Below are 14,323 nucleotides of genomic sequence, written 5' to 3'. Positions count from 1 at the left end.
GGGTCACTCCATCGGCTCACTGCGCCGCGGTGAACGCCTCGTAGACCTTCTTGGGGATCCGCCCGCGCGCGGGCACGTCCATCCGGTTCGCCTGTGCCCAGGCGCGGACGGCAGCCGGGTCCGGGGCGACCTCCGTCTGCCGGTACGCCCTGCCGGAGCGCGACCGCTTGCGGCCGGCGTCCACGTAGGGCTCGAGAGCCTGCCGCAGTTTCCTGGCATTGGCTTCATTGAGGTCGATCTCGTACGACTTGCCGTCCAGTCCGAAGGCGATCGTTTCCGCCGCTTCCGAGCCGTCGATGTCGTCAAAGAGCGTGACCACGACCTTCTGCGCCACGAATATCGGTCCCTTCGTGCGACACCTCTCGTCCGGACGTCCGTGATGACGTGCCGGGACATCGTCGAGATGTCGGCTGTCCGCCTGTAATCGGGCAAAGTATCTGCTAATGACAATTCATTTGTACAGTGCCCGGCAATGCAATGTGAAGCCCGACTAAATCTGTCCGCGTGTCCGGGCGCAATAGAGATGTGCGAGCAAACGGAGATCTTTCCCGGATCTTTTCCCTGACGTCTCCTCACGATGCCGAATCGTGATGACCATCACGTAGATTCCTCCAACTCTACCCGCGTAGAAATTTTGTGCGGGTAGTCTGAAGGAACCTGCTCAGCACCACACACCGGGAGTGCCAGTGGCACGCGTCGTAGTCGACGTCATGCTCAAGCCGGAGATCCTCGACCCCCAGGGCCAGGCGGTGCAGCGCGCACTGCCGCGGCTGGGTTTCGAAGGGATCTCGGACGTCCGTCAGGGAAAGCGATTCGAACTGGAAGTTGACGGGCCGGTCGACGAGGCCGCGCTCGCCCGCATCCACGACCTTGCGGAATCCTTCCTCGCCAACACCGTGATCGAGGACTTCACCGTACGGGTCGAGGAAGTCGCGGAGGCCGCGAAGTGACCGCTCGTATTGGCGTCGTCACTTTCCCGGGCAGCCTGGACGACCGGGACACGCAGCGCGCGATCCGCGTCGCCGGCGCCGAGCCCGTCGCCCTCTGGCACAAGGACAAGGACCTCAAGCAGGTCGACGCCGTGGTGCTCTGCGGCGGTTTCAGTTACGGCGACTATCTGCGCGCCGGCGCCATCGCGCGCTTCTCGCCGGTGATGGACACCGTCATCGACCAGGCCAAGGCCGGGCTTCCCGTGCTCGGCATCTGCAACGGCTTCCAGATCCTCACCGAGGCGCACCTGCTCCCCGGCGGCATGCTGGGCAACGACCACCTGCACTTCATCTGCCGCGACCAGAAGCTGCGGGTGGAGAACGCGGACACCGCCTGGACCGCCGACTACACGGCCGGCCAGGAGATCCACATCCCGCTGAAGAACATGGACGGCCGCTACGTCGCCGACCGGCGGACGCTGGACGAGCTGGAGGCCGAGGGCCGCGTCGCCTTCCGGTACCTCGACGTCAACCCCAACGGCTCGCTCAACGACATCGCCGGCATCACCAACGCGGCGGGCAACGTCGTCGGTCTGATGCCGCACCCCGAGCACGCCGTCGAGTCGCTGATCGGTACGGGCCGTACCGACGGCCTGCCGTTCTTCACCTCGATCCTCAAGAAGCTGGTCAACGCATGAGCCGGACGCCTCTGGACACGGTCGAGCACGCGGCCGCGACCCCCGACGTCGAGCTGCCCTGGGCCGAGCTGGGCCTGAAGAAGGACGAGTACGAGCGGGTGGTGGAGATCCTCGGCCGCCGCCCGACCGGCGCCGAACTCGCCATGTACTCCGTCATGTGGTCCGAGCACTGCTCGTACAAGAGCAGCAAGGTCCACCTCCGCCAGTTCGGCGAGAAGGCCCCCGAGTCCGACGCCCTCCTCGTCGGCATCGGCGAGAACGCCGGCGTCGTCGACGTCGGCCAGGGCTACGCGGTCACCTTCAAGGTCGAGTCGCACAACCACCCCTCCTACGTCGAGCCCTACCAGGGCGCGGCCACCGGCGTGGGCGGCATCGTCCGCGACATCATCGCGATGGGCGCCCGTCCGGTCGCCGTCGTGGACCCCCTGCGCTTCGGCGCGGCGGACCACCCGGACACCAAGCGCGTCCTGCCCGGCGTCGTCGCCGGCATCGGCGGCTACGGCAACTGCCTGGGCCTGCCCAACATCGGCGGCGAGGTCGTCTTCGACGCCTGCTACCAGGGCAACCCGCTGGTCAACGCCGGGGCCATCGGCGTCATGCGGCACGAGGACATCCACCTCGCCAAGGCGTCCGGCGCGGGCAACAAGGTCATCCTGTACGGCGCCCGCACCGGCGGCGACGGCATCGGCGGCGCCTCCATCCTGGCCTCCGAGACCTTCGACGACGCCAAGCCCTCGAAGCGCCCCGCCGTCCAGGTCGGCGACCCCTTCCAGGAGAAGCTCCTCATCGAGTGCACCCTGGAGGCGTTCGCCGAGAAGCTGGTCGTCGGCATCCAGGACCTGGGAGCCGCGGGTCTGTCCTGCGCGACCAGCGAGCTGGCCTCCAACGGCTCCGGCGGCATGCGCGTCACCCTCGACGACGTCCCGCTGCGCGACTCCACGCTCTCGCCCGAGGAGATCCTCATGAGCGAGTCCCAGGAGCGCATGTGCGCGGTCGTGGAGCCGGAGAAGGTCGACCGCTTCCTCGAGATCTGCGACAAGTGGGACGTCATCGCCACCGTCATCGGCGAGGTGACCGACGGCGACCGCCTGGAGATCTTCTGGCACGGCGGCAAGATCGTCGACGTCGACCCGCGCACGGTCGCCCACGACGGCCCGGTCTACGAGCGCCCGTACGCCCGCCCGTCCTGGCAGGACGCGCTCCAGGCGGACGACGCGAACAAGCTGCCCCGGCCGCAGACGTCCGACGAGCTGAAGGACCAGGTCCTGAAGCTCGTCGGCTCGCCCAACCAGGCCTCCAAGCAGTGGATCACGCAGCAGTACGACCACTTCGTGCAGGGCAACACCGTCCTCGCCCAGCCCGAGGACTCCGGCATGATCCGCATCGACGAGGCGTCCGGCCTCGGCGTCGCGATCGCCACCGACGGCAACGGCCGGTACGCCAAGCTCGACCCGTACACGGGCGCCCAGCTGGCCCTCGCCGAGGCGTACCGCAACGTGGCGACGACCGGCGCCAAGCCCCTCGCGGTCTCCGACTGCCTGAACTTCGGCTCGCCCGAGGACCCGGCCGTCATGTGGCAGTTCGCGGAGGCCGTCCGCGGTCTGGCGGACGGCTGCCGGCAGCTCGGCACCCCGGTGACCGGCGGCAACGTCTCGCTCTACAACCAGACGGGTGAGGCGGCCATCCACCCCACGCCCGTGGTGGCCGTGCTGGGCGTCATCGACGACGTGGCCCGCCGCACGCCGGTCGCCTTCCAGGAGGACGGCCAGCTGCTCTACCTCCTCGGCGACACCACCGAGGAGTTCGGCGGCTCGGCCTGGTCCCAGGTCGTCCACGACCACCTCGGCGGCCTGCCGCCCAAGGTCGACCTGGAGCGCGAGCGCCTGCTGGCCGAGATCCTGATCTCCGCCTCCCGCGACGGCATGATCGACTCCGCGCACGACCTGTCCGACGGCGGCCTGATCCAGGCCGTGGTCGAGTCGGCGCTGCTGGGGGAGAAGGGCGCGCGTCTGGTCGTCCCCGACGGGCTCGACGCCTTCACCTTCCTGTTCTCCGAGTCGGCGGGGCGCGCGATCGTCGCCGTGCCGCGCTCGGAGGAGGTCCGCTTCAACGACATGTGCGGCGCCCGCGGCCTCCCGGCCACCCGCGTCGGCGTCGTCGACGGCGACACGGTGGAGCTCCAGGGCGAGTTCACCCTCACCCTGGCCGAGCTGCGCGAGGCCCACGAGGCGACGATCCCGGCCCTGCTGGCCTGACCCCTGCGTCCTTCCCGCACGGGAACGAAGCCCCCGCCCGGTCCGCCGGGCGGGGGCTTCGGCGTATCGCGGTGCCGTCGCCCCACCCCTTGCGCGACTTTACGTAATTACGTAAAGTCGAAGGCGTGGAACTCGAAGAGCGCATGACCGACCTCGAACGCAGGCTGGCGGCCCTGGAGGCGGCCGACCGCGCCGCACCCCGCCTCGGTGAGGGCGACTTCTGGGCCCTGGAGGGGCTGAAGGAGCAGCTCGCCGAGCTGAAGGCGGCCGACGGAGGCGTGCTGTTCACCGGGGCGGTCCGGTTGCCGACCGGAGAGCAGTACGAGTGGCAGCACGGCGCGCTCACCGAGGGCCTGCTGGCCTACGAGTGGCCGGACGCCGCCGACGCGCTCGCCGCGCTCGGTCACCCGGTGCGCCTCCGGCTGCTCCGCGAGACAGTCGGTGGTCGGCGCACCGCGGCGGAGCTGGCGGAACTGGAGGGGATCGGCACGACCGGCCAGATCTACCACCATCTGCGCCAGCTCACCGGCAGCGGCTGGCTGCACACCACCGGCCGGGGCCGCTACGAGGTGCCGCCCGGCCGGGTCGTACCGCTGCTGGTGACGCTGGCGGCGGCGCGTTCCTGAGCACCGTCCGACACCGGGGACAAGGGGGAAACATGTCCGCACGCAAACTCGCCATGATCGTTTTCCGGGGCCTCCAGCTGGGCTTCATCGCCCTGATGACCGCACACATCGTCCTGGGCTGGGGCTACGCCTGGTGGTGGAACCTCCTGCCCCTGGCCCTGGCCTACGTCCTGGTCGCCGTCGTCAACCGGTGGGGCGGCGGCGCACCGGACGCCCCGCGTGCCGCCCGCGAGCCCGTCGAGGTCGCCCCGCCCGTCACCGGCCGCTGGTCCGCGCTGAACAGCCCGGCCGACCGCACCCCGAGCCACGGCGTCCACGCATACGGACAGACGTACGCCATCGACCTCGTCGCCGAGCCGGATGCCCGCCCCGGGTTCTCCCTCCTGTGGCCGCTGCTCCGCCGCGCCTCCGACTTCCCGGCGTTCGGCGCCCCGCTGCACGCGGTCGCCGACGCCACCGTCGTCCGCGCCGACGACCGGCAGCGCGACCACCTCAGCCGCACCTCGCTGCCCGCGCTGCTGTACCTGACACTGATCGAGGGCTCGGTGCGCGAGATGTCCGGAGTCCGCCGCATCCTGGGCAACCACGTCGTGCTGGACCTCGGTGACGGCACCTACGCGGCCTACGCCCACCTGCGGCACGGTTCCCTCGCCGTCCGCGAGGGGGACAGGGTGTGCGCCGGACAGACACTCGCCCGCGTCGGCAACTCCGGCAACTCCACCGAACCGCACCTGCACTTCCAGTTGATGGACGGCCCCGACCCGGACGCCGCGCGCGGCATACCGTTCACCTGGCGCGGCATGGGCGTCCCGCGCAACGGCGAGGTGTTCGACGCACCCGATCCGGCGCCGTCCGCCTCCGCCTGACCGCATAGGCTGCCGCCATGCCCCCGGCCAAGAAGCGCGCCCGTTCCTACGACCCCGCCAGGACCCGCGCCGCCGTGCTGGCGCAGTTCGGGAACGTACGGGAGGCCGTGCGCACCCTCACCCCCGAGCAGCTCGCGCTGCCGGCACGGCTCGGCGACTGGACCGTACGGGAGCTGGTGGCGCACGTCGGGATGGCGCTGACCGCCGTGGACCGCCTGCTGGAGGAGCCCGTGCCCGCGCGGCAGGACGGGCGGCTGCTCGACTGGCCGTCCGCCGTCGCCGCCGACGCGGACGCCATCGCCGGCACCGCCCGCCGGCTCGCGGCGGACCACCCCGACCTCGACGCCCACCTCGCGGACGTCGAGCGGCGCTTCACCGCCCGCCTCGACGAGACCCCCGGCGGCCGGCTGCTCCCCACCAGCGCGGGCGCCCTGCCACTGGCCGACTACGTCGTCACCCGCACCGTCGAGCTCGTCGTCCACACCGACGACCTGAACGCCGCCGTGCCCGGCCTCGGCGTCCCGTACGACCGTCAGGCCCTGGCCGCCTGCACCCGGCTGCTGGCCGACGCGCTCGCCGCGAAGGCCCCCGGCGGCTCCACGGAGGTGCGGATCCCGCCGTACGCGGTCGTGCAGTGCGTGGAGGGGCCGCGGCACACCCGGGGCACCCCGCCGAACGTCGTCGAGACCGACCCGCTGACCTGGATCCGGCTGGCCGGCGGACGGACGGCCTGGCAGGACGCGGTGGCCGACGCGAAGGTGAGCGCGAGCGGGGAGCGGGCGGACCTCGGACCGTATCTGCCGCTGCTGGGATGAGTCCGGGGCGGAAGGGGAACCGTCCGCTCCCCGCCCTCGTCGAATCGGCATGTACAGGCAGAAGCACAAGCAGCGCATGACCCTGACGGCCGTCGCCGTGCTCGTCGTCCCGTTCGCGGCGGCCTGTGGCGGCGAGAAGGCGGGCGCCGGCAGCGGCACCGCGAAGGCGGAGGAACCGGTCACCGGCATCCGCTGGACCATCGACAGCCTCACCGTCGACGGCACCACCCACCGCGCCCCCGACGGAGCGCACCTCACCCTCGACGACAGCGGCCGGGCCGAGGGCAGCTACGGCTGCAACACCTTCGGCGCCGACGCCGCCGTCGACGGCGACCGGATCACGCTCGGCGACACCGCGTCCACCGAGATGGCCTGCGACGACAAGCCCATGGACGTCGAACGGGCCCTCTCCCGCACCCTCTCCGGCAGCACCCTGCAGTCCGAGGTGAACGACGACCGCCTCACCCTCACCACCGAGTCCGGCGACACCGTGCGCCTGAGCAAGGCCGAGGACTCCCCGCTGTACGGCACCAAGTGGACCGTCACCACTCCCGCCGTCGACAACCGCGCCCACCTCACCTTCGACAAGAAGGAGGGCACCGTCTCCGGCCGCCTCGGCTGCAACCACGTGAACGCCGACGCCACCGTGCGCGACGGCCATATCACCCTCGGGGTGCCGTCCCTGACCCGAATGATGTGCGAAGACTCACTCATGGACGGCGAGAAGGCGCTGACGAAGCTGTTCGCAGGCACCGTGGACTACGAGCTCGAAGGCCGAACCCTCACGCTGACCAGCGAAAACGGCACCAGTGTCCGGGCCGTCGCACAGCGCTGATCCACAGCCGGGGGCATATCCCGCATTCGGACCAGTGGTCGACCTCGCCTACACTCGGAGGCGTGCCACGTGGTGACGGACGACTCAACCACGACCTGCTCCCCGGTGAGAAGGGCCCCCAGGACGCTTGTGGCGTCTTCGGTGTCTGGGCTCCGGGTGAAGAGGTCGCCAAGCTCACGTACTTCGGGCTCTACGCCCTCCAGCATCGGGGCCAGGAATCCGCGGGTATCGCGGTCAGCAACGGCTCCCAGATCCTCGTCTTCAAGGACATGGGCCTGGTCTCCCAGGTCTTCGACGAGACCTCTCTCGGTTCGCTCCAGGGTCATATCGCGGTCGGACACGCCCGCTACTCGACCACGGGTGCCTCCGTGTGGGAGAACGCCCAGCCGACGTTCCGCGCCACCGCGCACGGATCCATCGCGCTCGGCCACAACGGCAACCTGGTCAACACGGCGCAGCTCGCCGAGATGGTCGCCGAACTCCCCAAGGAGAACGGCCGCGCCCCCAAGGTGGCGGCCACCAACGACACCGACCTGATCACCGCCCTGCTGGCCGGCCAGCGCGCCGCCGACGGCGAGCCGGTGACCGTGGAGCAGGCCGCGCACGCGGTCCTCCCCAAGGTCAGGGGCGCCTTCAGCCTCGTCTTCATGGACGAGAACACCCTGTACGCGGCCCGCGACCCGCAGGGCATCCGCCCGCTGGTCCTCGGCCGCCTGGAGCGGGGCTGGGTCGTCGCCTCCGAGTCCGCCGCCCTCGACATCTGCGGCGCGAGCTACGTCCGCGAGATCGAGCCGGGCGAGTTCGTCGCCATCGACCAGAACGGGCTGCGCACCTCCCGGTTCGCGGAAGCGAAGCCCAAGGGCTGTGTCTTCGAGTACGTGTACCTGGCCCGCCCGGACACCGACATCGCCGGCCGGAACGTGTACCTCTCGCGGGTCGAGATGGGCCGCCGCCTCGCGAAGGAGGCCCCGGCCGAGGCCGACCTGGTCATAGCGACCCCGGAGTCCGGCACTCCGGCCGCGATCGGCTACGCGGAGGCGTCCGGCATCCCCTTCGGCGCCGGCCTGGTCAAGAACGCGTACGTCGGACGTACGTTCATCCAGCCCTCGCAGACCATCCGGCAGCTCGGCATCCGCCTGAAGCTGAACCCGCTCAAGGAAGTCATCAAGGGCAAGCGCCTGGTCGTCGTCGACGACTCGATCGTGCGCGGCAACACCCAGCGCGCCCTGGTCCGGATGCTCCGTGAGGCGGGCGCCGCCGAGGTCCACATCCGGATCTCCTCGCCGCCCGTGAAGTGGCCCTGCTTCTTCGGCATCGACTTCGCCACCCGCGCGGAGCTCATCGCCAACGGCATGACGATCGACGAGATCGGCACCTCGCTGGGCGCCGACTCCCTGTCGTACATCTCCATCGACGGCATGATCGAGGCGACCACCATCGCCAAGCCGAACCTGTGCCGCGCCTGCTTCGACGGCGAGTACCCGATGGACCTGCCCGACCCCGAGCTTCTCGGCAAGCAGCTCCTGGAGACCGAGCTGGCCGCCGGCACCGCCGCCCCGGCCTCGGTCGACGCGATCCGCCGCCCGTAAGCCCTGACGGACGACACGAAAGCTCTCACAGTCATGTCCCAGAACACTGGTGCCAGCTACGCAGCCGCGGGCGTCGACATCGAGGCGGGCGACCGCGCCGTCGAGCTGATGAAGGAGTGGGTGAGGAAGACCCGGCGCCCCGAGGTCCTCGGCGGCCTCGGCGGCTTCGCCGGCCTCTTCGACGCCTCCGCCCTGAAGAACTACGAACGGCCCCTGCTCGCCTCCGCCACGGACGGCGTCGGCACCAAGGTCGACATCGCGCGGCAGCTGGGCGTGTACGACACCATCGGCCACGACCTGGTCGCCATGGTCATGGACGACATCGTGGTGTGCGGCGCCGAGCCGCTGTTCATGACCGACTACATCTGTGTCGGCAAGGTCCACCCGGAGCGCGTCGCCGCCGTCGTCAAGGGCATCGCGGAGGGCTGTGTGCTGGCCGGATGTGCCCTGGTCGGCGGCGAGACGGCCGAACACCCCGGTCTGCTGGGTCCGGACGACTTCGACGTCGCCGGGGCCGGTACGGGCGTCGTGGAGGCCGACCGGCTGCTCGGCGCGGACCGCATCCGTACGGGTGACGCGGTGATCGCCATGGCGTCCTCCGGGCTTCACTCCAACGGCTACTCCCTCGTCCGGCACGTGCTGCTGGACCGGGCGGGACTCGCCCTGGAGGCCCGGATCGACGAGCTGGGCCGCACCCTCGGCGAGGAGCTCCTGGAGCCCACCAAGATCTACTCGCTGGACTGCCTGGCCATGATCCGCACCACCGAGGTGCACGCCTTCAGCCACGTCACCGGCGGCGGACTCGCGGCCAACCTGGCCAGGGTCGTCCCCGACGGGCTGCACGCGACCGTCGACCGCTCCACCTGGACCCCCGCACCGGTGTTCGACCTGGTCGGCCGGACCGGTGCGGTCGAGCGGCTGGAGCTGGAGAAGACGCTGAACATGGGCGTCGGCATGATCGCGGTCGTGCCACAGGAGTCCGTCGACGTGGCGCTGGCGACGCTGGCCGACCGCGGGGTGGACGCCTGGGTGGCCGGTGAGATCACCGACCGCGGCGAGCACACCACGGGCGCTGCCCTCGTCGGTGACTACGCGAAGTGAGCGACGGGGTGCTGCCCGCGCGGTGAACATGCGGGCAGCACCCATCGCACGGACGGTACGGCCGGCCGAGGCAGCACTAAACCCGGTCGGTGACCGGAGTCACCGACCGGGCTGGTGTTCAGCGCAAGGTCAAGCGCCGCGACGCTGTTGCGAGGACGGGCCGTCCTCGTCCTCGTCGTCGTCCTCATAGAGGTCGGCGTACCGTGCGTACAGGTCGTCGTCTTGCTCATCGTCCTCGAAATGCTCACCATTCGGTGGCTGGTTCGATGGCGATGCGCCCAGCTCCTCGGCCAGGCGGGAGAGATCAGTCCCACCGCTGTTGTACTTCAGCTGGCGGGCGACCTTCGTCTGCTTGGCCTTGGCCCGGCCGCGCCCCATGGCTCGACCCCCTCAACGACGGGGCTCGACGGCCCCAGAGTCTTGACACGCGTTCATGGTCCAGAACGGACTCTCCGCGGAGAGTCCGGTCCGTAGGGCTTCCACGGTACCTGAGCCCGCGCCCATCCGGTACGTCGCCCGCATGACGTGCCCGCGCCCAGAACCATCGAGGCGCCCCGTCCTCGCTGGTCAACCGCGATTTTAACCACTTATCGACGGTCGACCCGCCGGGAGAAGTGAGAGTTCTCTCCAAGTGCCCCCGGCGGGTACCGCTCACCTGTACGAAGGCGGCCCGAGCCGGGCCGCCCGCGTACGCGTCATCGCACCGGGCGTGCCTCCGCCATCCGCTGCTCGGCGATCCGGTCGGCCGCCGCGGCCGGCGGAATCCCGTCCTCCTTCGCACGTGCGAATATCGCGAGCGTGGTGTCGAAGATCTTCGCGGCCTTCGCCTTGCACCGGTCGAAGTCGAAGCCGTGCAGCTCGTCGGCGACCTGGATGACACCGCCGGCGTTCACCACGTAGTCCGGCGCGTAGAGGATCCCGCGGTCGGCGAGGTCCTTCTCCACGCCCGGGTGGGCGAGCTGGTTGTTGGCGGCGCCGCAGACCACCTTGGCGGTCAGCACCGGCACGCTGTCGTCGTTGAGCGCCCCGCCGAGCGCGCACGGGGCGTAGATGTCCAGGCCCTCGGTGCGGATCAGCGCCCCGGTGTCGGCGACGGCGGACACGCCCTGGGGGTGCCGGTCGAGGATCCGTCGCACGGCGTCCTCGCGCACATCGGTGATCACGACCTGGGCGCCCTCGGCGCGCAGGTGCTCCACCAGGTGGTGACCGACCTTGCCGACGCCCGCGACACCGACCTTGCGGTCGCGCAGCGAGGGGTCGCCCCACAGGTGCTGGGCGGCGGCCCGCATGCCCTGGTAGACGCCGAAGGAGGTGAGCACGGACGAGTCGCCCGCGCCGCCGTTCTCCGGGGAGCGGCCGGTGGTCCAGCGGCACTCGCGGGCCACGACGTCCATGTCGGCGACGTAGGTGCCGACGTCGCAGGCGGTGACGTACCGGCCGCCGAGCGAGGCGACGAACCGGCCGTAGGCCAACAGCAGTTCCTCGGACTTGATCCGCTCCGGGTCGCCGATGATCACGGCCTTGCCGCCGCCGTGGTCGAGCCCGGCCATGGCGTTCTTGTACGACATTCCGCGCGCGAGGTTCAGCGCGTCGGCGACGGCCTCCTCCTCGGAGGCGTACGGGTAGAAGCGCGTACCGCCGAGGGCGGGGCCCAGCGCGGTGGAGTGGATGGCGATGACGGCCTTGAGGCCGGTGGCGCGGTCCTGACAGAGCACGACTTGCTCATGGCCTCCCTGGTCCGAGCGGAACAGGGTGTGCAGGACGCCGTCAGATACGTCGGTCACTGTGGTGACTCCTGAGTAAGTAGCGGCGGGCGGGTTCGGCCCTCGTAGAGGTGGCGGGGGCTGTGGCACGAGATTAAATCCTTATGTGCCCACCGGCGGCACCGTGTCCCGGATCACCTCCGTCCGGAGTACCGCCGTGCCACGGTTTGCAGGGGTTTCCCACCCGTCCGGGCGGGGGCCCGGCAGGTTTTCCCGGCGGTCCTTGGGGGAGGGAGCAGGCGTGCCCAAGGTGTCCTCGGTGATCGTCCCCTACGCGACCTACTTGCGCGTGTACGAACCGCTGGCCGCCTTCCCGGAACCGGAACGCGGCCACTGGGCCCGTTACGCCCGCCGTCCCGGCCGCCCCTCCTACCAGGACGAGCTCCGCCGGGCCCTGGCCGACCTCGCGCCCACCCCGCCGGTGCCGGTGCCGGTGCACGAGAGCGACGACGCGTTCGTGCTGGAGTCCGACGGCGTGGTCCGCGTCTGCCCCTGGCGCACCCGGTTGCGCGGCTGGCAGGCCCTGGGCGAGCTCGCCGAGGACTTCCCGCTGCCGGTCCTGGACGCCCTCCTGCCCCCGGTCGTACGACACCAGGCGACCCGGGACTACGAGCGCTGGCTGGCCGACCACCCCGACGCCCGGCCGTGGATCCGCACCGCGACCTGGCAGGTGCCGATCAACTGGTTCGTGCTGTTCGCGGACGACGAGCGGGAGTACGGCAAGGGCTCCGCCGACGAGGCGCCCGTCCTGCGCTACCGGACCCCGATGGTCCAGGCCCGTCGGCGGGTGGCGCGGGGGCTGCGGGCGCTGCGGGACGCCGTGGACGAGAACCCGCTGATCGACGGCCTCGTGGACGTCGGGCGCTGGCTGGAGGAGTTCCATCCGCGTTCGCTGGTCGAACTGGACTACGGCGGACTGGTGCACGCCCTGCCGGCCGGCACGCTCGAGGGCGACCACTCGGCGGCGGACGTGGCCGAAGGGATCGCGGCGCTGCGGCGCGGTGACGAGGAGGGCGCAGGGGAGGCCTACAGGCGCCTCGTGGAGCGCTGGCGGTCGGTCCGCGACCTGCGCTCGGCGAACTGACGTTTGACCAAACGCCGTTCTTGGGGTTTCGTCTTCGCCCTGAGGTGCCTGAGGTTCCGTCAGCGCGGGCCCGGGAACGGACGTAGACACCGATCCGGGCGTATGTCCCAAGCGCGTCAAGCGTGACGGACCGCACTTACGAGGCCCTTGCGCCCCTTGCCCGCCCTCGTGCCAAAATAGGACAAGGAGTCCGGGGAGGACTCCTCCGTCCTGATGTGCTCGACTATGGGCGGAATCTCGGCATTGCACGCTTTGGGGGGTCTGGTGACTCCTGATCGCTGCTGTGACTGATCGTCACAGCAGCGTGACTGTCCGCTATGGCACGGTCCATCGGCTTCCGCGGCTGATGAACACCTGGGAGGGCAATTCCATCGGTTTGGCCGACGTGGTTGGACAGATGGTGTAGTTGTAGTGCCGAGGACAAGCCGTTCGTCCTATAACCGACTCGACTCGCGTCCGCCATTTCGGGCAACGCGGGTCAAGGTGCAGAATTTAGAGGAAAGAACCGAGAAGGTTCGGTTCTCCCGAGGAGGCCGCTCATGACCGCTCGCACCCCTGATGCCGAGCCGCTGCTGACCCCGGCTGAGGTCGCCACCATGTTCCGCGTCGACCCGAAGACGGTCACGCGCTGGGCGAAGGCTGGCAAGCTCACGTCGATCCGCACGCTCGGCGGGCACCGCCGTTACCGCGAAGCCGAGGTCCGCGCACTGCTCGCGGGCATTCCGCAGCAGCGCAGCGAGGCCTGAACAACCGCATGAACCGGGCGCAACCGGCTGGTCCCCCACCGGCCGAGACACCCGGGAACCCTGGCTCCAAGCGACGCGGGGACTGCCCCAACAGGCCCCTCGCCCAAGCTGATCAGAGCTTTCCAGGCAACTGAACAAGGGTGCGTCGTCGATCGCGCTGGACTCCGCCGAGTCCAGCGCGATCTTTTTTGTGCGCTCATGGGGGACCGGCCCGGCCCCGGCGGGCGCCGGGGGGCGCTCTGTGCGCGGGCTTGTCGGACTCTGGGGACGGGTGGGGGGTCATCTGTGTGCCGGCCGGCGAGGACCTCTCCGAGTGGTGCAATTGCACATATTAAATTGACCTGTTGTAGGAGAGGTGTAAGTACCGCACTTCCCAAAACTCATGCGGTGACACCCGTCACATACCAGTCGGCTTGTTGAGCCTGCGGCATATGCGCTAGAGGGAACGGGTGCGAGGGCCGGCTTGTTCCCCGGCGGGCGGGGAGGCGTTCGAGGGGCGGGGCGCGGAGTCCGGCGCCGGCCGCAGGAGCCGGTGGCGGATCGGGCAGTTGCGGGTGAAGTGCCGGTACGACGACGCGGCCGACGGATGGGCACGGAGCGGCGCCCGTGTCTCGTGCTCGGCCGACGCCGCCATGCGCCACCTCCAGGGGGTCACGCGGAGCGGTGCCCCGCTTCCTGGAGTACCGGGGGGGCGGTGAACCCGTCAAGACGGCAGAAGGGCACACGGCGTCCCGCACGCGCGGAAGGGCCCGGGCCCGAGGGCCCGGGCCCTTCCGCCAACTGCGGTCCTGACGGGACCTGCCGTGTCCGCTCGCGGCCTCGCTGCGGGGTGCGGGTGTGCTCATGCGGAAGGCCCGCGTCCCTTGCGGGATGCGGGCCTTCCGGTAACTGCGGTCCTGACGGGATTTGAACCCGCGGCCTCCACCTTGACAGGGTGGCGAGCACTCCAAACTGCTCCACAGGACCAGGTTTCGCGGCGCTATTCGTGCGTTGCGCTGCGAGAAGGACTGTACAGG

15 protein-coding genes and 1 tRNA gene are annotated in these 14,323 nt (G+C 70.3%); 11 read left to right on the top strand and 5 right to left on the bottom strand.

What is annotated here, in order from left to right; genetic code table 11:
• Positions 1 to 16 precede the first annotated feature (16 nt).
• On the bottom strand, positions 17 to 334 hold the full coding sequence (locus ACFXAE_RS16975; protein WP_384714687.1) for an Lsr2 family protein: 318 nt from the start codon (positions 332 to 334) through the stop codon (positions 17 to 19).
• Positions 335 to 686: 352 nt separating this feature from the next.
• Between ACFXAE_RS16975 and purS the strand changes: the two genes are divergently transcribed.
• The 9 genes from purS (at position 687) to purM (ending at position 9,714) form a co-directional block, all read left to right on the top strand.
• Positions 687 to 950 carry a phosphoribosylformylglycinamidine synthase subunit PurS gene (purS, locus tag ACFXAE_RS16970; protein ID WP_006133353.1) on the top strand — a complete coding sequence of 88 codons (264 nt, stop codon included), beginning with the start codon at positions 687 to 689 and terminating at the stop codon, positions 948 to 950.
• Positions 947 to 1,627, top strand: coding sequence for a phosphoribosylformylglycinamidine synthase subunit PurQ (gene purQ / locus ACFXAE_RS16965; RefSeq protein WP_384714684.1), 681 nt, complete (start codon positions 947 to 949; stop codon positions 1,625 to 1,627). The genes purS and purQ overlap by 4 nt, the downstream gene beginning before the upstream one ends.
• The gene (purL, locus tag ACFXAE_RS16960) at positions 1,624 to 3,882 is read left to right on the top strand and encodes a phosphoribosylformylglycinamidine synthase subunit PurL (protein ID WP_384714681.1); all 2,259 of its coding nucleotides are present in this window, start codon (positions 1,624 to 1,626) and stop codon (positions 3,880 to 3,882) included. The genes purQ and purL overlap by 4 nt, the downstream gene beginning before the upstream one ends.
• A 125-nt stretch (positions 3,883 to 4,007) precedes the next feature.
• Positions 4,008 to 4,508, top strand: a complete 501-nt coding sequence (locus ACFXAE_RS16955; protein WP_384714678.1) for an ArsR/SmtB family transcription factor — start codon at positions 4,008 to 4,010, stop codon at positions 4,506 to 4,508.
• Between the two features lie 32 nt (positions 4,509 to 4,540).
• Entirely contained in the window at positions 4,541 to 5,374 is an 834-nt protein-coding gene (locus ACFXAE_RS16950) for a M23 family metallopeptidase (protein ID WP_384714675.1), read from the top strand.
• A gap of 17 nt (positions 5,375 to 5,391) precedes the next feature.
• Positions 5,392 to 6,189, top strand: coding sequence for a sterol carrier family protein (locus tag ACFXAE_RS16945; RefSeq protein ID WP_384714672.1), 798 nt, complete (start codon positions 5,392 to 5,394; stop codon positions 6,187 to 6,189).
• A 49-nt stretch (positions 6,190 to 6,238) separates the two neighbouring features.
• Positions 6,239 to 7,024 carry an META domain-containing protein gene (locus ACFXAE_RS16940; protein WP_384714669.1) on the top strand — a complete coding sequence of 262 codons (786 nt, stop codon included), beginning with the start codon at positions 6,239 to 6,241 and terminating at the stop codon, positions 7,022 to 7,024.
• 62 nt (positions 7,025 to 7,086) lie between these two features.
• Complete coding sequence (purF, locus tag ACFXAE_RS16935) at positions 7,087 to 8,613, top strand: amidophosphoribosyltransferase (RefSeq protein WP_384714666.1); 1,527 nt, start codon at positions 7,087 to 7,089, stop codon at positions 8,611 to 8,613.
• A 33-nt stretch (positions 8,614 to 8,646) separates the two neighbouring features.
• On the top strand, positions 8,647 to 9,714 hold the full coding sequence (purM, locus tag ACFXAE_RS16930; protein ID WP_384714662.1) for a phosphoribosylformylglycinamidine cyclo-ligase: 1,068 nt from the start codon (positions 8,647 to 8,649) through the stop codon (positions 9,712 to 9,714).
• A 129-nt stretch (positions 9,715 to 9,843) separates the two neighbouring features.
• Here purM and ACFXAE_RS16925 read toward each other — a convergent pair whose 3' ends face one another.
• Positions 9,844 to 10,092 (bottom strand): DUF3073 domain-containing protein, encoded by a 249-nt coding sequence (locus ACFXAE_RS16925; RefSeq protein WP_073933448.1) that lies wholly within the window; start codon positions 10,090 to 10,092, stop codon positions 9,844 to 9,846.
• Between the two features lie 317 nt (positions 10,093 to 10,409).
• A complete protein-coding gene (locus ACFXAE_RS16920; RefSeq protein WP_384714659.1) occupies positions 10,410 to 11,498 on the bottom strand; it encodes a Leu/Phe/Val dehydrogenase in 1,089 nt (362 codons plus the stop codon).
• 220 nt (positions 11,499 to 11,718) lie between these two features.
• Here ACFXAE_RS16920 and ACFXAE_RS16915 point away from each other — a divergent pair, with 220 nt between their 5' ends.
• Positions 11,719 to 12,561, top strand: coding sequence for a hypothetical protein (locus ACFXAE_RS16915; RefSeq protein ID WP_384714656.1), 843 nt, complete (start codon positions 11,719 to 11,721; stop codon positions 12,559 to 12,561).
• Positions 12,562 to 13,100: 539 nt separating this feature from the next.
• Entirely contained in the window at positions 13,101 to 13,307 is a 207-nt protein-coding gene (bldC, locus tag ACFXAE_RS16910) for a developmental transcriptional regulator BldC (RefSeq protein ID WP_003949541.1), read from the top strand.
• 436 nt (positions 13,308 to 13,743) lie between these two features.
• On the opposite strand, the gene ACFXAE_RS16905 is transcribed toward bldC, so the two are convergent.
• Together ACFXAE_RS16905 and ACFXAE_RS16900 are read right to left on the bottom strand one after the other, a co-directional pair.
• Entirely contained in the window at positions 13,744 to 13,941 is a 198-nt protein-coding gene (locus ACFXAE_RS16905; protein WP_384714653.1) for a DUF6274 family protein, read from the bottom strand.
• Positions 13,942 to 14,198: 257 nt separating this feature from the next.
• Positions 14,199 to 14,273 (bottom strand) — tRNA-Asp (locus ACFXAE_RS16900).
• Positions 14,274 to 14,323: the final 50 nt, after the last annotated feature.

Origin of the sequence: Streptomyces sp. NPDC059454, from assembly GCF_042749965.1 — a bacterium.
In the GTDB taxonomy this organism is placed as follows: Bacteria; Actinomycetota; Actinomycetes; order Streptomycetales; family Streptomycetaceae; genus Streptomyces.
This window is presented reverse-complemented; position numbering and strand designations above follow the sequence as displayed.